Genomic DNA, 20,878 nt, shown 5'->3' with positions numbered 1-20,878 from the left:
CAACCGGCGCGAGCCGAGCGAGGAAACAGCGAGGAACACCATGAGTGCTGTCATCTCCACGGCAGACTCCGACCGGCTGCGGTCGTCCTCCGGCGAGGATGCCGGGCCGGCGGTCGTCAGCCTCCGGGGCGCGGTCGCCACCGTCGGTGGACGGCCGGTGCTGCGCGGCGTCGATCTCACCGTCCGGCCGGGCGAGGTGGTGGCGCTGCTGGGCGCCAACGGGTCCGGCAAGTCCACCACCGTGAAGAGCGTCATCGGGTCGGTGCCGTTGGAGCAGGGCAGCCTGGAGCTGTTCGGACAGCCGTTGCGCAAGTTCCGCGCCTGGCACCGGATCGGGTACGTGCCGCAGCGCACCACCGCGGCCGGCGGGGTGCCGGCCACGGTGCGCGAGGTGGTCTCCACCGGGCGGCTGCCGCAGCACGGGCTGCTGCCGTTCCGGCGCAAGGACCGCGCCGCGGTGGACCGGGCGCTGACCGCCGTCGGCATGCTGGACCGGGCCGGCGACGGGGTGACCAACCTGTCCGGCGGGCAGCACCAGCGGGTGCTGATCGCCCGAGCCCTGGTCGGACTGCCCGACCTGCTGATCATGGACGAGCCGATGGCCGGCGTCGACATCGACAGCCAGCAGGTGCTCGCCGACATCCTGCGCACCGAGGTGGAGCGCGGCTGCGCGGTGCTCCTGGTGCTGCACGAACTCGGGCCGCTGGAGCCGCTGATCGACCGGGCCGTGGTGCTGCGCGACGGCTGCGTCGCGCACGACGGGCCGCCACCGCGCGGCGTCGGTCAGCACGCCCTGCCCGGCCACGACCACGTCCACCCGCACGCGGACGACCACCACCGCACCACCCAGGGGCTGCTGGCATGATCGAGATGTTCCAACCCGACTTCATGCAGCGGGCGTTCCTCGCCGCCGTGCTGGTCGGCATCACCGCCCCCTCGGTCGGCATCTACCTGGTGCAGCGTCGCCAGGCGCTGATGGGCGACGGCATCGGACACGTCGCGCTGACCGGTGTCGGCCTCGGCTTCCTGTTCCAGGCCAACCCGATCTGGATGGCCGTGCTGGTCTGCGTACTCGGCGCGATCGTGATGGAACTGGTCCGTGCGCGCGGCAACCAACGCGGCGACATCGCGCTGGCGATGCTGTTCTACGGCGGTATGGCCGGCGGCAAGCTGCTGGTCTCGATGAGCAGCCAGGCCGGTTCCGGCAGCCTGGAGAGCTACCTGTGGGGCTCCATCCTCACCGTCTCCCCCGGCGACCTGGCGGTGATCGGCGGGCTGGCGGCGGTCGTCGTCGCGGTCACCGCGGGCCTGCGCCGCCAGCTGTTCGCGGTCTGCCAGGACGAGGAGTTCGCCCGGGTCACCGGCCTGCCGGTGCGGGTGCTCAACCTGCTGCTGGCGGTGATGGCCGCGGTCACCGTGACGGTCGCCATGCGGGTGGTCGGCCTGCTGCTGGTCAGCGCGCTGATGGTGGTTCCGGTCGCGGCGGCCCAGCAGCTGACCCGTTCCTTCGCGGCCACCCAGGCCGCCGCGGTGAGCGTCGGCGTGGTGACGGCCCTGCTCGGCGTCGGTACCTCGTACCAGGCCGACCTGCCCTCCGGCCCCACCATCGTGATCCTGGCCATCCTGGCCTTCGCCCTGTTCAGCGCGATCGCCGCACCACTGGCCAGGCGTCGGCACCGGGTCGCCACCGAACACGGCCCGGCGGTGTGCGACGTCGCACTGCCCGGCCAGGGTCCGACCGCCCAAGGCCCGAACACCCAGGGTCCGAACGCCCAAGGCCCGAACGCCCAGGGCCCGAGCACGGCAGGCGCGGCGGCGGAAACCCCGCTGCCGAAGGCGCCGCTGTCGGGGGAGACGCTGTCAAGTCGGGGGCTGGCACAATGATGTGCGAAACCCAGCCGATCAGCAGGAGGACCCCGGTGACCACCGCAGGCCCGTCGCCGCGCGCGCGATCGACTCGGCAGCGCACCGCCGTCTCGGCGGTTCTGGACGAGGTCGAGGATTTCCGCAGCGCGCAGGAACTGCACGACATGCTCAAGCACCGGGGCGACTCGGTGGGTCTGACCACCGTCTACCGGACGCTCCAGTCCCTCGCCGAGGCCGGTGAGGTGGACGTGCTGCGCACCGCCGAGGGCGAGGCGGTCTACCGCCGGTGCAGCAGCGGGCACCACCACCACCTGGTGTGCCGGCACTGCGGGGCGACGGTCGAGGTCGAGGGTCCGGCGGTCGAACGCTGGGCCAACGCGGTCGCCGCCGAGCACGGGTTCAGCGACATCGCACACACCCTGGAGATCTTCGGCACCTGCGGCGAGTGCGCCGCGAAGCAGCAGCAGGCGCAGTAGCGCTCCGGGCCGCCCGGCCCACCGCATGCACGAGGCCCGGATCGGAACACGGCGGTTTCTAGGGGTCGTTGCAACACGTGGTTGGTTGTCTAGGCCGCGAGGAGTTTGGCGAGACGCTCGGCTGGGGTTTCCCAGTCGAGCGTTTTGCGTGGGCGGCCGTTGAGTTCGGCAGCGACGGCGGCGAGGTGCTCGGGCCTGTGAAGGCTCAGGTCGGTGCCCTTGGGGAAGTACTGCCGCAGCAGGCCGTTGGTGTTCTCGTTGGAGCCGCGTTGCCAGGGGCTGGCCGGGTCGCAGAAGTAGACCGGGATGTCGGTGGCCAGGGTGAACGAGCCGTGCGCGGCCATCTCCGCGCCCTGGTCCCAGGTCAGCGAGCGCACCAGGTGCGTCGGCAGGGTCTGCACGGTTTCCACGAGGGCGTCGCGGACCTGCTCGGCGGTGCGGCCGCCCGGCAGGTGCAGGAGCATGACGTAGCGGGTGGCGCGCTCAACGAGCGTGCCGATGGCGGAGGCACCGTCCTTGCCGATGATCAGGTCGCCCTCCCAGTGCCCTGGGACTGCCCGGTCCTCGACCTCCGCGGGCCGTTCGCTGATCATGACCATCGGATGGGCGAACCTGGGCCTGAGGCGGGCGTCAGCGCGGGCCTGGGCCGCGTGCGGGCGGTAGGTGCCGCTGTCGGGGTGGCGGTTGCGGCGAATCTCCCGGCTGATCGTGGAGGGGCTGCGACCGAGCTCGCCGGCGATCGCACGCACGGTGGCCTTCTCGCGAAGTCGGTCCGCGATGTGGATCCGATCGGCTTCGCCCAGGTAGCGGGACGGACCGGAAGACGGCACCACCATGCGTACTGGTGGTGCCGCCTTCTGCCGGCTGTCGGCACTGCGGCCATTGCGCCAACGCCGCCCGGTCTTGGAGTTGATGCCGACAATCCGGCATGCCTCCTCATTGGTCACGCCCTGCTGCATGAGCTGGAAGTATGCCTCCCGCTCACGCCTCAGCGGCCTGCGGCCCTGCGCCACCGTCCGGACCTTGCGGATCTCGAAGTTCATTGCACTCCCCAGCTGGGGTGTTGCAACGATCCCTAGAACCTAAGCACTCCGATCCGGGCCTCCGCGTCAGCGGGCGTCGGCGTCCCGGCAAGCACCCGCGTCAGCCCGGGCGCAGCCCCGCCTCAGCCCCGTGTCACCGCTGCGGCGGCACCTCGGCCGCGGCGGCAGCGTTGTTGGGGATGGCCCCGCCGAAGCGGCGGTCGCGGCGGGCGTACTGCTCGCAGGCGCGCCACAGGTCGCGGCGGTCGAAGTCGGGCCAGAGCACGTCCTGGAACACGAGCTCGGCGTACGCGGACTGCCAGGCCAGGAAGTTGGAGGTGCGCTGCTCGCCGCTGGGCCGCAGGAACAGGTCCACGTCCGGCATGTCCGGGTAGTACAGGTACTTCGCGAACAGCTTCTCGTTGACCTTCTCCGGGTTGAGCTTCCCGGCGGCCACGTCACGGGCGATGGCGAGGGCGGCGTCGGCGATCTCGGCCCGGCCGCCGTAGTTGACGCAGAAGTACAGCGTCATCGCGTCGTTGTTCTTGGTCTGCTCCTGGGCGACCTGGAGTTCCTGGACGACGCTCTTCCACATCTTCGGCATCCGGCCGACCCAGCGGATCCGGATGCCCATGGCGTCCATCTCGTCGCGGCGGCGGCGGATCACGTCCCGGTTGAAGTTCATCAGGAACTTCACTTCTTCGGGGGAGCGCTTCCAGTTCTCGGTGGAGAAGGCGTACAGCGAGAGGTTCTTGACGCCGATCTCCAGGCAGCCGCGCAGCACGTCGAGGACGACGCCCTCGCCGACCTTGTGGCCCTCGGTGCGGGGCAGGCCACGCTCCTTGGCCCAGCGGCCGTTGCCGTCCATGACCACCGCGACGTGGTTCGGGACCAGTTCGCCGGGGATCTTCGGCGGCTTCGCGCCGCTCGGGTGCGGGGCCGGGACTTCGTACGTCCGCTGCTTGCTGCCGAACAGGCGTCGCGCGACCATGTTCACTTCTCCACGTATCTCATCGAGCGGATGCCCCGCTCCAAGTGCCACTGCAGGTAGGCGGCCACCAGCCCGCTGCCCTCGCGCCAGTACCGCGGCTCGCAGGCGTCGGCGGTCTGCCAGTCCCCGGACAGCAGCGCGCCGAGCAGTACCAGTGTCTCAGGGGAGGGTACGGCACTTCCGGGTACCCGGCAGTCGCCGCACAGCACTCCGCCGGCCTGGAGGGAGAAGAACCGGTTGGGGCCGGGCAGTCCGCAGCGGGCGCAGTCGGTGAAGCTCGCCCCGTAGCCGTTGACGGCGAGCGAGCGCAGCAGGAAGGCGTCCAGCACCAGGTGCGACTGGTGGGTGCCGCCGGCCAGCGTGCGCAGGCCGCCGACCAGCAGCAGGTATTGCTGGACGGCGGGCTGGCCCTCGTTCTCGGCGAAGCGTTCGGCGGTCTCCAGCATCGCGGTGCCGGCGGTGTAGCGGGTGTAGTCGTCGACGATCCGGGCGCCGTAGGGGGCGAGTGTCTCCACCTGGGTGCACAGCGGCAGGGTGCGGCCGACGAGTTCGCTGCCCCGGCTGAAGAACTGGATGTCGACGTGCGAGAACGGTTCGAGACGCGCACCGAACTTCGACTTGGTCCGGCGTACGCCGCGCGCCACCGCCCGGACCTTGCCGTGCTGGCGGGTCAGGAAGGTGATGATCCGGTCGGCCTCGCCGAGCTTCTGGGTGCGCAGCACGATGCCGTCGTCGCGGAAGAGACTCATGGTGGTTCCCATTGTCCCGTACCCCACCGACAGTGCGGCGGTGGACGACGGAAGCGGCGGCGCGCAGCCGTGAGCCCGCACCGGGGCGGTGGGGCTCCCACCCGTGCGGTGCGGGACACGGCGGGCCCGGGAGGGGGGAGTTCGGGCCCGGCTCGAAGGGAACGGCGATCCAGCGGAACGGCGTCAGTGCGGGGCGCGGGTGGCCGCCTCCAGCAGCCGGTTGACCTGCGCGGCGGTGAGGTCGAGGCAGCGGCCGACCACGGTCAGCGCGGCCCGCTCCTGCGGGAGGTAGCGGCCGTCGGCGAGGGCGACCAGGGCGCCGAGGGTGACCAGGCGTTCGCGGCCCTGGACGAGCAGGTGCGGGGCGAGCGGTTCGAGCGCGGCGTGCAGTTCGACGGCCAGGCCGCCGCCTTCGACGTCCACGTCGAGGGGTTCGCCGCCGCTGTGCCCGGAGAGTGCGGCGAGCGAGGCCAGCACCTGGGCCTCGCCGCAGTCCTCGAAGCCGGCTTCCTTGATGACGGTGCAGGCGGCTTCGCGGCCGCTGCGGCTGCCGGTGCCGCCGGCGGCGAGCGCGGCCAGGGCGATGGTGTACTGGGCGTCGCGGAGCATCGCGCCGAGCCGGACCGAGGTCAACTCCTCCAGCACGTCGGTACTGTGGCGGCCGCGGCAGGAGGTGCACTGGACGCTGCGGACCACCCCGCCGATCGGCAGGACCGGGGTGCCGAGCAGCCGCAGCCACCGACGGCCGTGCTGCCGACGGTAGTTGCGGTCCCCACCGCAGCCCGGGCAGAAGAATTCACCGAGGACATCCGTCCGCCAGCGAGGGCGGACACCCCACAACCCTGTCACGGCGCCACTCCCCAGACATGGCAGGCGGCCTGCGCATCAATGGGCAGGTCACGCGACCGGACGTCGAGGCCGTCCCACCGACCCCGGTTCCGGTCCGTCGATGTTGCCACGGTTACCGGCCCGTGTCAGCACCCTGAACGGGTGCCGAGGGGAAAATTTGTGACCAGGGCCACACTCCACGGAGGTGGCCCCGCACGTTACTTGACGGTACGTGGGGCCACCGGCCGGACGGACCGCCGGAAGGCTCGACGGACCGCCGGTCAACGGCCGGGCGGGCCACCAAAGAGGCGGCCCGCCCATCAGCAACCGGGCGGGCCACCGAAAAGCCGGCCCGCCGACCCCATCAGCCGCGCTGCGCGGCCCGGTTGACGGCACTGACCAGCGCCTTCAGCGAGGCCAGCACGGTGTTGCCGTCGATGCCCACGCCCCACAGCACCTTGTCGCCCACGGCGCACTCGACGTACGCGGCGGCCTGCGCGTCGCCGCCCTCGCTCAGCGCGTGCTCGGCGTAGTCCAGTACCCGTACGTCGATGCCGATCGAGGCCAGCGCGTTGACGAAGGCGGAGACCGGGCCGTTGCCGGTGCCGGTCAGGGTGGCGGGGGTTCCGTCGACGACCGCCTCGGTGGTCAGCGCGTCGCGGCCGTCCTCGGTGGTCAGGCTGCGCGAGCCGCTCAGCGAGATCCGGCCCCACGGGTTGGCGGGGGTGGGCAGGTACTCGTCCTGGAAGACCGCCCAGATGTCGCCGGGGGTGACCTCGCCGCCCTCGGCGTCGGTCTTGGCCTGGATGATCTTCGAGAACTCGATCTGCATCCGGCGCGGCAGGTCCAGCTTGTGGTCGTTCTTCAGCACGTAGGCGATGCCGCCCTTGCCGGACTGCGAGTTGACCCGGATGACCGCCTCGTAGCTGCGGCCGACGTCCTTGGGGTCGATCGGCAGGTAGGGCACGCCCCAGGTGTGGTCGCCGACCGGGACGCCCGCGGCGGCGGCGTCGGCCTCCAGGACGTCGAAGCCCTTCTTGATGGCGTCCTGGTGCGAGCCGGAGAAGGAGGTGAAGACCAGGTCACCGGCGTAGGGGTGGCGCTCGGGCACCGGCATCTGGTTGCAGTACTCGGCGGTGCGGCGGATCTCGTCGATGTCGGAGAAGTCGATCATCGGGTCGACGCCCTGGGAGAACAGGTTCATCCCGACGTTGACCAGGTCCAGGTTGCCGGTGCGCTCGCCCTGGCCGAACAGGCAGCCCTCGACCCGGTCGGCGCCGGCCATCACGGCCAGCTCGGCGGAGGCGACGCCGGTGCCGCGGTCGTTGTGCGGGTGCGCGGAGACGCAGACGAACTCGCGGCGCGACAGGTTGCGCGACATCCACTCGATCTTGTCGGCGTACACGTTCGGGGTGGACCGCTCGACGGTGGTCGGCAGGTTCAGGATGATCTCGCGGCCCTCGCCGGGCTGCCAGACGTCCATCACCGCCTCGCAGACCTCCAGCGCGTAGTCCAGTTCGGTGTCGATGAAGATCTCCGGCGAGTACTCGTAGCCGAAGACGGTCCGGTCGCCCAGGATCTTCTCGGCGTACTCCATCACCAGCCGGGTGCCGTCCGTCGCGATGGCCTTGATCTCGTCCTTGCTCGCCTTGAACACCACCCGGCGGAACATCGGCGAGGTGGCGTTGTACAGGTGGACGGTGGCCCGCGGCGCGCCCTTCAGTGACTCGACGGTCCGCTCGATCAGGTCCTCGCGGGCCTGGGTCAGCACCGAGATGGTGACGTCCTCGGGGATCGCGTCCTCTTCGATCAGCGAGCGGACGAAGTTGAAGTCGGTGGCGCCGGAGGACGGGAAGCCGACCTCGATCTCCTTGTAGCCCAGCTTCACCAGCAGGTCGAACATCTTGCGCTTGCGGGCCGGCGACATCGGGTCGATCAGCGCCTGGTTGCCGTCGCGCAGGTCGGTGGACAGCCAGCGCGGGGCCTGGGTGATCACCTTGCTCGGCCAGGTGCGGTCCGGCAGGTCCACGGTGCCGAAGGGTACGTACCGGTGGAACGGCATCCCCGAGGTCTTCTGCTGGACGCTCGCGGCGGTGATCGGGGTGGGACGGTCGACGAACGCGCGGGCGACGGAGGACTGTTCGGTCATGGCTGGGGCTCTCGGCTTCCCTTGTCGAAGGCGGTCTGCGGTCGGGGGCAGGACACCCGACTCGGCCGACTGGATGCGCCCCTGCGGATCACGCTGGGCGCAACACGACTCCCCGCGGCGAGGGGGCCGGCCTTCACTGGACTACAGGCCCTCGCCGCGGCAGCTAAGAAGAAGCAGCCGGATACGCATGATGCCGTCACTGTAACCCGGGCGGCGACCCGGCCGCAGTGAGCCCCGCCACGATCCCACCCAGTGAGACGGGGTCCGGCTGCCGGGCGGGCGCGGCAAGTTGGTGAAAGCCTCGGCAAACCCCTTCGCCGCCCTGCACACTGGCATCCATGCGTATCCAGGTCACCCGCACCGGCGGGTTCGCCGGCCTGCTCCGGTATGCCGAGTTGGACACCGAGGAGCGCCCGGACGCCCCGCACGTGCACGCGCTGGCCCGCGAGGCGATGGTCGGCGGGCTGCGCACGCCCGCGTACGGCGTGCCCGACGGCTTCCACTACGAGATCACCGTGGACGGCCGCACCGTCCACTGCGCCGACCCCAAACTGTCCGACTCCCAGCGCGAGTTGGTCAGCCTGGTGCTCCGCGAAGGCGCCTGACGGCCGGGCCGCTCAGAGCCAGCCGTCCAGCGAGGCCAGGAACCCGGCCGGGTCGTCCCGGTGGATGCAGTGCCCGGCGCCGGGGACGGTGCGCACCTCGAAGCCGCGGCGGCGCAGCTCGGCGGCCTCCTCGGGCGTCACCAGGACGCTGGGGTCGGCGAGTTGGACCAGCGAGGGGACGGCCGGGGCGCCCGGCAGCACGGACAGTTCGGGGTGCGCCCAGAGGCCGATGGCGGTGTCGCTGTCCCAGGCGGCGAGGCCGGCCAGTTCGGTGTCCACGTCCTCCTCGGCCCAGTCGGGGTGCATGGTGGTGATGAACTGCCGGGTGCCGAAGCGCTTGAAGCCGACGAACGGTTCCGGTCCGATCCCGGGCCGGTCGTAGACGAACGCGGGGTCGCTGTAGACGGCGCGGTCGGGCTTGAGCAGGTCCACGGCGCGCCACAGCGCGATCGCGCCCATCGAGTGGCCGATGGCCAGCGCGGCCCCGGCGGGCAGCGTGTCGACGAGGTCCTCGGCGAACTGTTCGGGCCCGTACCGGTCGGCGGGGGTGGTGCCCTCACCGGCCGGTGAGGCGCCGTGGCCGCGCAGGTCCACGGCGATCACCCGGTAGCCACGTTCGGCGAGGACGGGACCGATCACCCGCCAGGTGCGGTGGTCGGACTGGATGCCGTGGATCAGCAGGGCGGTCCGGTCGCCCCCGCCCCACTCGTGGGTGTGCAGCTTCACGACCGGCCCTCCCCTGTCTGCCTGTTCGACGCCCCGTCAGAAACCGAGCTTACGCAGCTGCTTGGGGTCGCGCTGCCAGTCCTTGGCGACCTTGACGTGCAGGTCGAGGTAGACCGGGGTGCCGAGCAGCGCCTCGATCTGCTTGCGGGCGGTGGTGCCGACGTGCTTGAGCCGGGAGCCCTTGGCGCCGATCACGATGGCCTTCTGGCTCTGCCGCTCGATGTACACGTTGGCGTGGATGTCCAGCAGCGGACGGTCGGCGGGCCGGTCCTCGCGCGGGATCATCTCCTCGACCACCACGGCCAGCGAGTGCGGCAGTTCGTCGCGCACGCCCTCCAGCGCGGCCTCCCGGATCAGCTCGGCGACCATGATCTGCTCGGGCTCGTCGGTGAGGTCGCCGTCCGGGTACAGCGGCATGCCCTCGGGCAGCAGCTTGGTCAGCAGGTCCGCGACCAGCTCCACCTGCTTGTCGCCGACGGCGGACACCGGGATGATCTCGGCCCACTCGATGCCGAGCTCGGCGCCCAGCTGCTGGACGGCGATCAGCTGCTCGGCGAGCCGCTTGGAGTCCACCAGGTCGGTCTTGGTGACCAGCGCCACCTTCGGGGTGGACTTCTTGATCTCGGCGAGCTCCTTGGCGATGAACTTGTCGCCGGGGCCGAGCTTCTGGTCGGCGGGCACGCAGAAGCCGATCACGTCGACCTCCGCCCAGGTGGTGCGGACCAGGTCGTTGAGGCGCTCGCCGAGCAGCGTGCGGGGCTTGTGCAGCCCGGGGGTGTCCACCAGCACGAGCTGGGCGTCGGGGCGGTGCACGATGCCGCGCACGGTGTGCCGGGTGGTCTGCGGACGGTCGGAGGTGATCGCGACCTTCGTCCCGACCAGGGCGTTGGTCAGGGTCGACTTGCCCGCGTTGGGACGGCCGACGAAGCACGCGAACCCGGAGCGGTACGGGGAGGAAGGGGCATTCATGGCACCCATTGTCCCCGATCGGCCGGGCCGACCCGGCCAGTGGGGTTTCAGCCCGCCTTCTTCTTCCCGCCGCCCATGATGCCGCCGACCAGAACCAGGGCCAGCAGCACCAGGGTGCCCATCAGCCACCACACGGAGCCGGTCTCGTGCCAGCGGCCGAAGCCCATGACGCACAGCAGCAGTCCGCAGAAGAACGCGGCGATCCCCATGACCCCTCCCCCACCGGAAAGACCCCCGGCCGCTGCGATTATCGCATCGGCCGGGGGATTGTCGAGGAGTACGCGCAGCGCCTCACCGCGCCTCGGCGGCCACCTTCAGCGCCCCGTCGAGCCCGGCCAGCAGCACCGGCGTCCCGGCCCCGCCCAGGTCCCGCACCGCCGCCAGGTCGGCCGCCGCCGGCTCGTCCGCCGCCGAGACCACGGCCGCCGCCTCCAGGCTCTTCGCCCCGCTGGCCACCGCCATCGCCACCGCCGTCTGCAGGGCGCTCAGCCGGAGCGACTCCAGCGCGACCGTCCCGGCCACATAGGTGCGGCCGGTCTCGTCGCGGACCGCGGCCCCCTCGGCCACGCCGTTGCGGGCGCGGGCCGAACGGGCCAGCGTGATGATCTTCTTGTCCTCGGGGTCCAGCTCGGAAATCTCGGTCATGGCCCGAGCATAGGCGGGCCACCCCCGGCGCAGCTCGGGCGTCCGGCCCTCGGCCATTCACCGGCTCAGCCCTTGAACAGCGCCCCTCCTCGGCGGCCCAGTCCTTGAACAGCGCCCCTCCTCGGCGGCCCAGTCCTTGAACAGCACCACTCCCCGGCGGCTCAGTCCTTGAGCAGCGCTCCCTCCCCGGCCGGCACGAACTCCGCCAGCGCGGCGTCGATCCGGGCCAGCACGGCGTCGTCCAGCGCCAGCTCGGCGGCGGCCTGGTTCTCCGCGATGTGCGCCGGGGTGCGGCTGCCCGGGATCGGCACCACGCGGTCGTCCTGCCGCAGCAGCCAGGCCAGCGCCAACTGGCCGGGGGTGACGCCCAGTTCGGCGGCGATCGCGCGCAGCGGGGCGTACCGGTCGTTGTTCGCGGCCAGGTTCTCGGCGGAGAACCGGGCGATGTTCTGCCGGAAGTCGCCCTCGGCCACCTGCCGCACCGTGCCGGTCAGGAAGCCGCCACCGAGCGGGCTCCAGGCGACCACGCCGACGCCCAGTTCGCGGGTGGCGGCCAGCAGTTCCGGGGCGATCGGCTGCCACATCGACCACTGCACCTGCACCGCCGCCACCGGGTGCACCGCGTGCGCGGCGCGCAGCTGCGCGGCCGTCACGTTGGAGAGCCCGAGGTGCCGCACCAGCCCGTCGGCGATCAGTTCGGCGACGGCGCCGACGGTGTCCTCGAACGGCACCTGCGGGTCCGGGAAGTGCGGGTAGTACAGGTCGATCACGTCGGTGCCGAGGTTGCGCAGCGACTGCTCCGCGTAGCCGCGGACGTACTTGGGCTCGCAGTTCACCGCCAGCTCCTCGAACGCGAAGTGCACCGGGAAGCGGTGCGCCTCGGCGCCCTCCGGGACCCGGAAGCCGAACTTGGTGGCCAGCACCACCTCGTCGCGCCGGCCGCGCACGGCACGGCCGATCAGCTGCTCGTTGTGCCCGTCCGCGCCGTAGCCGTCCGCGGTGTCGATCATTCGGGCGCCCGCGTCGATCGCGGCACGCAGCGCGTCCTGGCCGCGCTGCTCGTCGGTCTCGCCGTACATGCCGGGCGAGAGCACCATCGCCCCGAACCCGATCGGCGAACTGGCCAACGCCCCGAGCATGCGCTCCGTCATCATGTCTCCCCGTCCAAGCAGCCTGCGGCCCAACGCATCTGACGATGCGTCGGGCCATGTGTGGCTCACTCTACGGCGGGAGGATCAGTGTCCGGTCGGGTTCGGCGGACCAGGACGCAGCACCTTCACCAGCACCGGCGGGCCGTCCGGCCGCTCGGCGTCGTGCTCGTGCCGCCGTTTCCAGTACGGGTTGTCCTGCGGCAGGTGGCTGCTGACCCGGCCGTACATGCCGAAGGTCAGGATCACGAAGCCGAAGACGAAGCTGAAGATGACGTTGCCGATGTGGAAGGCGAGCCGGTTGGCGCTGGAGTCCAGCACCATCAGGCCGACGAAGCCGGCCAGCACGAACAGCACGCCCATGATCATGTTGATGTCGGAGGCGATGTTGCCGCCGATGATCGCGCCCAGGATCAGGATTCCGCCGGCCACCAGCGACAGCACGCTCAGCGCGCCGTTGCTGGACATGCCCAGCACCTGCTTGCCCGTGGTGTCGATGAAGCCGGGGCTGCCGCCGGTGAGTCCGAGGATGCCGAACGCCACCAGGAACAGCCCGCCCAGTCCGGCGCCGAAGCGGTACACCTGGCCCAGCCGGTGGTCGACCGGCAGTTCGTCGTGGAGTCTCATCAGTTCCTCCCCGCGTGGTCGGAGCGGAGGAACGGCACCTCGTGCAGGTACAGCGACCCGCACTGCTGGCAGCAGTGCAGCCCGGTGCCCCAGGCCTCCTCCGGCTTGCTCTCGGCGTCCGAGGCGATCTCGGCGCCGCACATGCCGTGCGAGAGGTCGGTGTCACGGACCACATGCCACCTGGCCACCCCGCCGGCCGGCCCGGTGGGGCCGTATTCCGCGCGCAGTAGATGTGCCATGTCTCCCATGGTCCGCGCCCGGGGCGGTCAGGCAAACGGGCCCCGGGCCGAACCGTCCGACCCGGCAAGCCGGTTGGGACGGCCCGTCCAGGGCCCGCTGCGCGTCCGGGGAACTACGGTGCGTGCTCCTCGGCCGGCTCCTCGGCGTGCTTCGCGTGCTCCTCGACCCACACCGGCGCGGCCACCACGGTGCCGATCCGGTTGCGGCGGCCCGCGGAGCTCTCCGCGGTCAGGCTGATCGCGGCCAGCCCGCTGCCCTCCGGCACCGGCACCTCGCAGGACGACCCGGGGATCGGCACCCGGCCCAGGCACTTGGCCAGCAGGCCGCCGACGGTCTCCACGTCCTCGTCGTCCAGTTCGATGCCGAACAGTTCGCCGAGGTCCTCCACGGTGAGCCGGGCGGTGATCCGGTACGAGCCGTCGCCGAGGTCCTCGACCGGGGCGATCTCCCGGTCGTACTCGTCGGTGATCTCGCCGACGATCTCCTCCAGGATGTCCTCGATGGTGACCAGGCCGGCGGTGCCGCCGTACTCGTCGATCACGATCGCCACGTGCGAGCGCATCTGCTGCATCTCGCGCAGCAGGTCCGCGGCCGGCTTGGAGTCCGGCACGAACACCGCCGGGCGCATCACCGAGTCCACCTGCTCCGACTCGGCGTCCCGGTTGATGTGGGTGCGCCGCACCAGGTCCTTGAGGTAGACGATGCCGACCACGTCGTCCTCGTTGTCGCCGACCACCGGGATCCGCGAGAAGCCCGAGCGCAGCGCCAGCGTCAGCGTCTGGCGGACGGTCTTGTGCCGCTCGATCATCACCAGGTCGGTGCGCGGCACCATCACCTCGCGCACGATGGTGTCGCCGAGTTCGAAGACCGAGTGCACCATCCGGCGTTCCTCGTCCTCGATCAGGTCGTCCTTCTCCGCGAGGTCGACCAGCGCCCGCAGCTCCGCCTCGGAGGCGAACGGGCCCTCCCGGTAGCCCTTGCCGGGCGTCAGCGCGTTGCCCAGCAGGATCAGCAGCCGCGGGATCGGCCCGAGGATCCGGGCCAGCGGCAGCAGCACGTAGGACGCCGCGGTGACGGTGCTCAGCGGGTGCTGGCGGCCGATCGTGCGCGGGGAGACCCCGACCGCCACGAACGACACCAGCACCATCACGCCGAACGCCACCAGCACGGCCAGCCAGGTCTGCTGGAAGCTGCGCACGCACACCACGGTGACCAGCACCGAGGCGGCCATCTCGGCGGCCACCCGGATCAGCGTCGCCAGATTCAGGTAGCGGATGTTGTCGGAGGCCAGCGTCAGCAGCCGATCCGAGCCGCGGCGGCCCGAACGGACCGCCTCCTCGGCGCGGAACCGGGACATCCGGGAGATCCCCGCCTCGGCGCAGGCGGCCAGCCAGCCGAGCACCACCAGCAGCAGCGCCCCGACCAGGAAGCTCGTACTCTCACCACTCACAGACGGCCGGCCCTCAGTGGACGGTCGGCGCGGGCGACAGCCCGGTCAGCCCGCGACCGGCCCGCCAGTCGTCCAGGATCCGCTTCTGCAGCGCGAACATCTCGCGCTCCTCGTCGGGCTCCTCGTGGTCGTAGCCCAGCACGTGCAGCACCCCGTGGACGGTGAGCAGCTGCAGCTCCTCGTCCATCGAGTGCTTGGTCGGCGCGGCCAGGCCCTGCTGCTTCGCCACCTCGGGGCAGAGCACGATGTCGCCGAGCAGGCCCTCCGGCAGGTCCTCGCCCTCCTTGCCGGGCCGCAGCTCGTCCATCGGGAAGGACATCACGTCGGTCGGACCGGGCAGGTCCATCCACTGGACGTGCAGCTCCGCCATCGACTCGCTGTCGTAGAGGATCACGGAGAGCTCGGACTGCGGGTGAATCCGCATCTTGTCGAGGGCGTAGCGGGCGACGTCGAGGATGGAATCCTCGTCGACGTCCCACCCGGACTCGTTGGCGATGTCGATCGACATGGAGGGCTCAGTACTCAGCTTTCGGTGCGATGGGACTGCCGGGGCGCCCGGGCGCCCCGCCGTTGGACGGGTTTGCGGTCGCCGGACTCCTCGGCCTCCTGCCGGGCGTCCCAGCGTTCGTACGCGTCCACGATGCGGCCGACCAGCTTGTGCCGCACCACGTCGGTGCTGGTCAGCACCGAGAAGTGGATGTCGGGCACGTCGGCCAGGATCTCCTGGACCACCTTCAGACCGCTGCGGGTGCCGCCCGGCAGGTCGATCTGGCTGGTGTCGCCGGTGACCACCACCCGGGAGTTGAAACCGAGGCGGGTCAGGAACATCTTCATCTGCTCGGGCGAGGTGTTCTGCGCCTCGTCGAGGATGATGAACGCGTCGTTCAGGGTGCGGCCTCGCATGTACGCCAGCGGAGCCACCTCGATCGTGCCGGCGGCCATCAGCCGCGGGATCGAGTCCGGGTCCATCATGTCGTGCAGCGCGTCGTACAGCGGGCGCAGGTAGGGGTCGATCTTCTCGTAGAGGGTGCCCGGCAGGAAGCCCAGCCGCTCCCCCGCCTCGACGGCCGGCCGGGTCAGGATGATCCGGTTGACCTCCTTGGCCTGCAGCGCCTGCACGGCCTTGGCCATCGCCAGGTAGGTCTTGCCGGTACCGGCCGGGCCGAGGCCGAAGACGATGGTGTGCTTGTCGATCGCCTCGACGTAGCGCTGCTGGTTGAGCGTCTTGGGGCGGATGGTGCGGCCCCGGTTGGACAGGATGTTCGCCGTGAACACCTCGGACGGGGCCGGGTGGGCCGGGTCCTCCGCGGCGCTCCTGAGCATCGTGATGGAGCGCTCCACGGCGTCCTCCGTCAGTGGCTGGCCGGTGCGCAGCACCAGCATCATCTCGGTGAAGAGCTGCTTGACGAGCGCGACCTCGGCCGGAGAGCCGGTGGCCGTCACCTCGTTTCCTCGGACGTGGATGTCGGCGTCCGGGAAGCCGCCCTCGATCACTCGCAGGAGCGAGTCGGCCGCACCCAGCAGGGTGACCATCGGGTGCTTCTCCGGAATGACTATCCGGGTGCTGGCGGCCGCCGCGTGGGCGGGCCGCTGTCCGTCGGTTCGGGTCTGCGGTGTGTCAGTCATGGGTCGGCGCTACGGCCTGCCTCATCCCAATCCGTCGTGTCGTGTGGCCAGGGCTCTCCAGGCCACCAGGGTACGCCGCGCAGATGTTCGCCGGAGCGGCACGGCGGCTTCGATGGTGGGGTCTGTCGCCCCGATGTGCGAGCGGTTTTTCGTCACCGCGCGCCCCGGGGGGCGCTCAACGGCGCGGCGGGACGGGGACCCTGGCCAGGTCCTCGGCGATCACGACCTCGCCGTCGAAGTGCTTCTCGGCCTCCGCGCGGTGCGCCTCCAGGTCCGGGTAGCGCTGCGAGAAGTGGGTCAGCACCAGTCGGCGCACCCCCGCCTCGGCGGCCACCCGGGCGGCCTGCGCGGCGGTCAGGTGGCCGTGCTCCTCGGCGAGTGCGGCGTCCGCCTCCAGGAAGGTCGCCTCGATCGCCAACAGGTCGGCGCCCTCGGCGAGTTCAGCCACCCCGTCGCACAGCCGGGTGTCCATCACGAAGGCGAACCGCTGCCCGGACCGCTTCTCCGCGACCTCCGCCAGCAGCACCGTCCGCCCGTCCAGCTCGACCCGGCCGTCGCGCTGCAGCTGCCCCACCATCGGTCCGCGCAGGCCGAGTTCGCGCAGCCGCTCGGGGCGCAGCCGGACGCCGTCCGGTTCGGTCAACCGGTAGCCGAACGACTCCACCGGGTGCGACAGCCGCACCGCCGCCAGCTCGAACGGCGCGCCCGGAGCCTCCAGCGGGCCCGGCCCGGCGATCGGGCGCTCCCGCAGCTCGGCGGTGGCGTGGTAGATGCTGGCGTGCCGCAGCCGGTCGAAGAACACCTGGCCGGACGCCGGGTAGTAGGCGTCCACCGGGTGCGGCACCCGGTCCAGGTTGATCCGCTGCAGGACTCCCGGCAGGCCCAGGCAGTGGTCGCCGTGGAAGTGCGACACCGCGATCCGGGTGATCCCGGTGGCGGTCACGCCCGCCTGCAGCATCTGCCGCTGGGTGCCCTCCCCGGGGTCGAACAGCAGCCCCTCGCCGTCCCAGCGCAGCAGGTATCCGTTGTGGTTCCGGTGCCGGGTCGGCACCTGGCTGGCCGTGCCGAGGACGACGAGTTCACGCTGCGACAACGCTCAGACCAGCCCCTCGGCAAGCTTGCGCCCGCCCAGCACGTGCACGTGCGCGTGGAACACCGTCTGGCCGGAGTCCGCACCGGTGTTGAAGATCAGCCGGTACGACTCCAGGCCCTCGCCCTTCGCGGCCTCGCCCGCCTCGACCAGCAGTTCCGCCGCGATCTCCGGCTCCGCGGCGGCCAGTTCGGCCGCGTTGGCGTAGTGCACGTGCGGAATCACCAGCAGGTGGGTGGGCGCCTGCGGGTTTATGTCCCGGAACGCAAGCGTCCGGTCGCTCCTGCGCACCACCGTCGCCGGGATGTCCCCCGACGCGATCTTGCAGAACACACAGTCCGCCTGCGGCTCCCCGGCCATCTCCCGCGCTCCTTCTGAACGTCCGTCACTGGTGACGACGACCATACAGGGGAGGGGGCGCGGGCCAACGCCCCCTCGGGCTGTCAGTCGATCGGCGGCGCGGCCTTGGCCGGGTTCGCGGCCAGCGCCTCCAGGGCCACCCGCACCGCGGTCTCCAACTGCGGGTCGCGGCCGGCCGCCCAGTCGTGCGGGGCGACGGCGACCTCGATGTCGGGGGTGACACCGCCGTTCTCCAGGCCCCAGCCGTAACCCTCCAGCCAGCTGGAGTACTTGGGCTGGGTGACCACCGTGCCGTCCACCAGGTCGTACTTGTTGTCGATGCCGATCACGCCACCCCAGGTGCGGGTGCCCACCACCGGGCCGATGCCGAGCGCCTGGATCGCGGCGTTGACGATGTCGCCGTCCGAACCGGAGAACTCGTTGGCCACCGCCACCACCGGGCCGCGCGGGGCGTCCGCCGGGTAGGGCTCGGGGCGGTCCAGGTCGCGGCCGCGGTTCCAGCCGACGATCCGGCGGGCCAGCTTCTCCACGATCAGCTGCGAGGTGTGGCCGCCGCGGTTCTCCCGCAGGTCGACCACCACGCCCTCGCGGGCCATCTCGATCCGCAGGTCGCGGTGGAGCTGCGCCCAGCCGGCGCTCTGCATGTCGGGCACGTGCAGGTAGCCGAGCCGCCCGCCGGACAGCTCGTGGACGGCGGCCCGCCGCCCGGCCACCCAGTCGTGGTAGCGCAGCGCCTCCTCGTCGTCCAGCGGCACCACCACGGGGTGACGCTCGCCGCCGTCCTTGCCGCTGACGGTCAGCTCGACGGGCTGATCGGCGGTGCCGGCCAGCAGCGGGCCGGGGCCGGTCACCGGATCGACCAGGCGGCCGTTGACGGCGAGGATCGCGTCACCGGGGCGGATCGCCACGCCGGGCGCGGCCAGCGGCGAGCGGGCCCGCGGGTCGGAGGACTCTCCGGGCACCACCCGGGCCACCCGCCACACCTCGCCGTCACGGACCAGGTCCGCGCCGAGCAGGCCCTGCCGGCGAGCCGCCTCGGTCCCCCGGCCGGGCGGGATCACGTAGGCGTGCGAGGTGCCGAGCTCGGCGACCGTCTCCCACAGCAGGTCCACCAGGTCGGAGTGGCAGCCCGCCCGGTCCACCAGCGGCCGGTAGCGCGCCAGCGCGCCCGCCCAGTCGAAGCCGCCGAGGTCGGCGCGCCAGAAGTTGTCGCGCATCAGCCGGCCGTTCTCGTCGAACATCTGCCGCCACTCGGCGGCCGGGTCCACGCTGATCCGGATCCGGTCGAGATCGACGTCGGTGTCCTCGCTGTCGTCGGCCTTCTGGTCGGCGGGGACGATCCGCACGCTGCCGTCCTCCAGCACCGCCACCCGGGCGCCGTCCCCGGAGACCGCGAACGTGTCCACGCCGGTGAGCAGTTCCTCCACCTTGCGCTTCTTCAGGTCGTAGCGCTCCAGCGCCGTCCCGGCCGGGGCGTCGTCCAACGAGGCGGCGCTGTCGCCGAGTTCACCGCTGAACGGGATCCGGCCCCACAGCACGCCGTCCTTCGCCGCGCGCAGCGCCCCGAACCGCCCGGCGGCCACCGGGAACGCCACGATCCGGTCGGCCAGGCCCTCCAGATCGACCTTGGTGCCGGGCACCGCGGACTCGCTCTTGTCGCCGTCCTTGCCGTCCTCGTCCTCCCCGCCCACCGGCCGCCCGGCCCGCTGCGGCCCGAACGGCGACGGGATGTCGGCGGCCAGCGTCAGCAGGTACGGGCGGGTGCCGCCGGGGAACGACAGGTCGAAGACGTGCTCGTCGTACACCGGGTCGAAGGTGCGCACCGACAGGAACGCCAGGTGCTTGCCGTCCGAGGTGAAGGCCGGCGAGTAGTCGTGGAACCGCTGCGGTGTCGCCTCGCTGACGGTCCGTGAGGTGAGGTCGGCCAGCATGATCTGCCGCAGCGACCACGGCCCGAGCACCGGCTGCGACCAGGCCAGCCAACCCGAGTCCGGGCTGAACACCGGCCCGCTGACCTCGCCCTCGCCGCTGCGCGCCAGCTCGTGCACCGCGCCGTCGCTGAGCGCCACCAGCAGCAGCCGGCCGTCGTGCGAGGCCACAGCGAGCTGCCGGCCGTCCGGCGAGACGGTCAGCGACAGCACCCGGCCGAGCTGCCCGACCGCCAGCCGGCGACGCTCCGCGCCGAGCACCGCGGGCGCGTACTCGATCGCGTCCTCGCCCTCGGCGTCCGTCACCCACACCGCGCCCTGCGCGCCGTCCTCGCCGGGGACGACCCGCACCAGGCGGTTGCGCACCCCCGGCGTCTCGTCCAGCACCCGGGACGGGCCCTCCCGGTGGGTCACCCAGTGCACGGTGCCGCGCACCACCACGGCCGCAGCCCGGCCGGTGCGGTCGACGGCGACGGTCTCCACCTGCCCCTCGGCCCGGGTCGGATGCGGACGGCGGCTGCTGCGCGGGCCCGCCAGGTCGATCTCCAGCCGGCGCGCCTCCGCGCCCACCAGGTCGTCCAGCAGCCACAGGTCGCCGGCGCTCTGCCAGATCACCCGGGTGCCGTCGGTGGACGCCTGCCGGGCGTAGAACCCGGTGTCCGCCGGGCCGTGCGCCCGCAGGTCGCTGCCGTCCGGGAGGCTGGAGTACAGCCGGCCGACACCCTCGTGGTCGGACAGGAACGCCACCCGGTCGCCCACCCACAGCGGGCACTCCAACTGGCCGTCCAACTCGGCGTGCAGGCGCTCGAACTCGGCCGCCCCGATCCACAACTTGCCGGCCCGACCGCCCCGGTAGCGCTTCCAGTGCGCCGCCTCCCGGTTGTGCGTCCCCAGCAGCACCCGCCCTCCGGTCGCCCCGGGCGGGACCGGCTCGAACGCCAGCGCCCCGATCGGCCCGTACGGCAAGCGCTCCGGCTCACCGCCGTCCAACGGCACCGCGAACGCCCACGTCCGACGGATCGTCTCCTGCCCCGCCGTGGTGATCGCGATCGGCCGGCCGTCGGCACTCCACCCCACCAGCGCCGTGAACGGGCTCCCCCAGTACGTCAACCGCCGCGCCTGCCCACCGGCCGCCGGCGCGACATGCACCTCCGGCGCCCCGTCCCGCTGCGAGGTCCACGCCACCGTCCGCCCGTCCGGCGAGAACCGCACGGCGCCCACCGGCACCTGATCCGCCGTCAACCGCCAGGCCCGGCCGCCCTCGACGGGGGCCAGCCAGACATCGTCCTCAGCAACGAAAGCGACAAGGTCGCCGTGCAGGTGGGGGTGGCGCAGGTATCCGCGCGTCGAATCGGTCACCCGGCCACCATAGGGGGTGCGAAA

22 protein-coding genes are annotated in these 20,878 nt (G+C 71.8%); 4 read left to right on the top strand and 18 right to left on the bottom strand.

Annotated elements, in window-relative coordinates:
* Positions 1-40 precede the first annotated feature (40 nt).
* From ACZ6R9_RS20940 to ACZ6R9_RS20930, 3 genes are read left to right on the top strand one after another with little or no spacing between them, the layout of a single operon-like run.
* Positions 41-865, top strand: a complete 825-nt coding sequence (locus tag ACZ6R9_RS20940) for a metal ABC transporter ATP-binding protein (protein WP_465539534.1) — start codon at positions 41-43, stop codon at positions 863-865.
* A complete protein-coding gene (locus ACZ6R9_RS20935; protein WP_465539533.1) occupies positions 862-1,884 on the top strand; it encodes a metal ABC transporter permease in 1,023 nt (340 codons plus the stop codon). Before ACZ6R9_RS20940 ends, ACZ6R9_RS20935 begins: the two co-directional genes overlap by 4 nt.
* A 35-nt stretch (positions 1,885-1,919) precedes the next feature.
* Entirely contained in the window at positions 1,920-2,342 is a 423-nt protein-coding gene (locus tag ACZ6R9_RS20930; RefSeq protein ID WP_380483254.1) for a Fur family transcriptional regulator, read from the top strand.
* 89 nt (positions 2,343-2,431) lie between these two features.
* Here ACZ6R9_RS20930 and ACZ6R9_RS20925 read toward each other — a convergent pair whose 3' ends face one another.
* The 5 genes from ACZ6R9_RS20925 to leuA all read right to left on the bottom strand — a co-directional run bounded on the left by ACZ6R9_RS20925 (position 2,432) and on the right by leuA (position 8,081).
* Positions 2,432-3,385: an IS30 family transposase gene (locus ACZ6R9_RS20925; RefSeq protein WP_465539531.1), complete on the bottom strand. Its 954-nt coding sequence runs from the start codon at positions 3,383-3,385 to the stop codon at positions 2,432-2,434.
* A 133-nt stretch (positions 3,386-3,518) separates the two neighbouring features.
* Complete coding sequence (locus ACZ6R9_RS20920) at positions 3,519-4,355, bottom strand: isoprenyl transferase (protein WP_380483256.1); 837 nt, start codon at positions 4,353-4,355, stop codon at positions 3,519-3,521.
* A gap of 2 nt (positions 4,356-4,357) precedes the next feature.
* Positions 4,358-5,104, bottom strand: coding sequence for a DNA repair protein RecO (recO, locus tag ACZ6R9_RS20915; RefSeq protein ID WP_380483258.1), 747 nt, complete (start codon positions 5,102-5,104; stop codon positions 4,358-4,360).
* A 183-nt stretch (positions 5,105-5,287) separates the two neighbouring features.
* On the bottom strand, positions 5,288-5,953 hold the full coding sequence (locus ACZ6R9_RS20910; protein ID WP_380483260.1) for a TerB family tellurite resistance protein: 666 nt from the start codon (positions 5,951-5,953) through the stop codon (positions 5,288-5,290).
* A gap of 343 nt (positions 5,954-6,296) precedes the next feature.
* Entirely contained in the window at positions 6,297-8,081 is a 1,785-nt protein-coding gene (gene leuA / locus ACZ6R9_RS20905; protein ID WP_380483262.1) for a 2-isopropylmalate synthase, read from the bottom strand.
* A 338-nt stretch (positions 8,082-8,419) separates the two neighbouring features.
* On the opposite strand from leuA, the gene ACZ6R9_RS20900 reads away from it, so the two are divergent.
* Positions 8,420-8,686 (top strand): protealysin inhibitor emfourin, encoded by a 267-nt coding sequence (locus ACZ6R9_RS20900; RefSeq protein ID WP_380483264.1) that lies wholly within the window; start codon positions 8,420-8,422, stop codon positions 8,684-8,686.
* A gap of 12 nt (positions 8,687-8,698) precedes the next feature.
* Here ACZ6R9_RS20900 and ACZ6R9_RS20895 read toward each other — a convergent pair whose 3' ends face one another.
* The 13 genes from ACZ6R9_RS20895 to ACZ6R9_RS20835 form a co-directional block, all read right to left on the bottom strand.
* Positions 8,699-9,412 carry an alpha/beta fold hydrolase gene (locus tag ACZ6R9_RS20895; protein WP_465539527.1) on the bottom strand — a complete coding sequence of 238 codons (714 nt, stop codon included), beginning with the start codon at positions 9,410-9,412 and terminating at the stop codon, positions 8,699-8,701.
* Between the two features lie 36 nt (positions 9,413-9,448).
* Entirely contained in the window at positions 9,449-10,381 is a 933-nt protein-coding gene (gene era / locus ACZ6R9_RS20890; protein ID WP_380483267.1) for a GTPase Era, read from the bottom strand.
* A 47-nt stretch (positions 10,382-10,428) separates the two neighbouring features.
* Entirely contained in the window at positions 10,429-10,590 is a 162-nt protein-coding gene (locus tag ACZ6R9_RS20885; protein ID WP_380483269.1) for a hypothetical protein, read from the bottom strand.
* Positions 10,591-10,672: 82 nt separating this feature from the next.
* The gene (locus ACZ6R9_RS20880; RefSeq protein ID WP_465539524.1) at positions 10,673-11,026 is read right to left on the bottom strand and encodes a cytidine deaminase; all 354 of its coding nucleotides are present in this window, start codon (positions 11,024-11,026) and stop codon (positions 10,673-10,675) included.
* A 161-nt stretch (positions 11,027-11,187) separates the two neighbouring features.
* Positions 11,188-12,177, bottom strand: coding sequence for an aldo/keto reductase (locus tag ACZ6R9_RS20875; protein WP_465539522.1), 990 nt, complete (start codon positions 12,175-12,177; stop codon positions 11,188-11,190).
* Positions 12,178-12,261: 84 nt separating this feature from the next.
* Entirely contained in the window at positions 12,262-12,801 is a 540-nt protein-coding gene (locus ACZ6R9_RS20870; protein ID WP_465539521.1) for a DUF4383 domain-containing protein, read from the bottom strand.
* A complete protein-coding gene (locus tag ACZ6R9_RS20865; protein WP_380483275.1) occupies positions 12,801-13,040 on the bottom strand; it encodes a hypothetical protein in 240 nt (79 codons plus the stop codon). The genes ACZ6R9_RS20870 and ACZ6R9_RS20865 overlap by 1 nt, the downstream gene beginning before the upstream one ends.
* A gap of 113 nt (positions 13,041-13,153) precedes the next feature.
* Positions 13,154-14,491: a hemolysin family protein gene (locus ACZ6R9_RS20860; protein WP_380483277.1), complete on the bottom strand. Its 1,338-nt coding sequence runs from the start codon at positions 14,489-14,491 to the stop codon at positions 13,154-13,156.
* A gap of 13 nt (positions 14,492-14,504) precedes the next feature.
* A complete protein-coding gene (gene ybeY, locus ACZ6R9_RS20855; protein ID WP_380483279.1) occupies positions 14,505-14,999 on the bottom strand; it encodes an rRNA maturation RNase YbeY in 495 nt (164 codons plus the stop codon).
* Between the two features lie 14 nt (positions 15,000-15,013).
* A complete protein-coding gene (locus ACZ6R9_RS20850) occupies positions 15,014-16,117 on the bottom strand; it encodes a PhoH family protein (protein ID WP_380483281.1) in 1,104 nt (367 codons plus the stop codon).
* Positions 16,118-16,292: 175 nt separating this feature from the next.
* The gene (locus tag ACZ6R9_RS20845) at positions 16,293-17,210 is read right to left on the bottom strand and encodes a ribonuclease Z (RefSeq protein WP_465539518.1); all 918 of its coding nucleotides are present in this window, start codon (positions 17,208-17,210) and stop codon (positions 16,293-16,295) included.
* Positions 17,211-17,213: 3 nt separating this feature from the next.
* Entirely contained in the window at positions 17,214-17,567 is a 354-nt protein-coding gene (locus ACZ6R9_RS20840) for an HIT domain-containing protein (protein WP_380483285.1), read from the bottom strand.
* Between the two features lie 83 nt (positions 17,568-17,650).
* Positions 17,651-20,854: a S41 family peptidase gene (locus ACZ6R9_RS20835; RefSeq protein WP_465539516.1), complete on the bottom strand. Its 3,204-nt coding sequence runs from the start codon at positions 20,852-20,854 to the stop codon at positions 17,651-17,653.
* Positions 20,855-20,878 lie beyond the last annotated feature (24 nt).

Source organism: Kitasatospora sp. NPDC048662, from assembly GCF_055587065.1.
The sequence above is the reverse complement of the archived record's forward strand: the minus strand, read 5'-3'. Positions and strand labels throughout refer to the sequence as shown.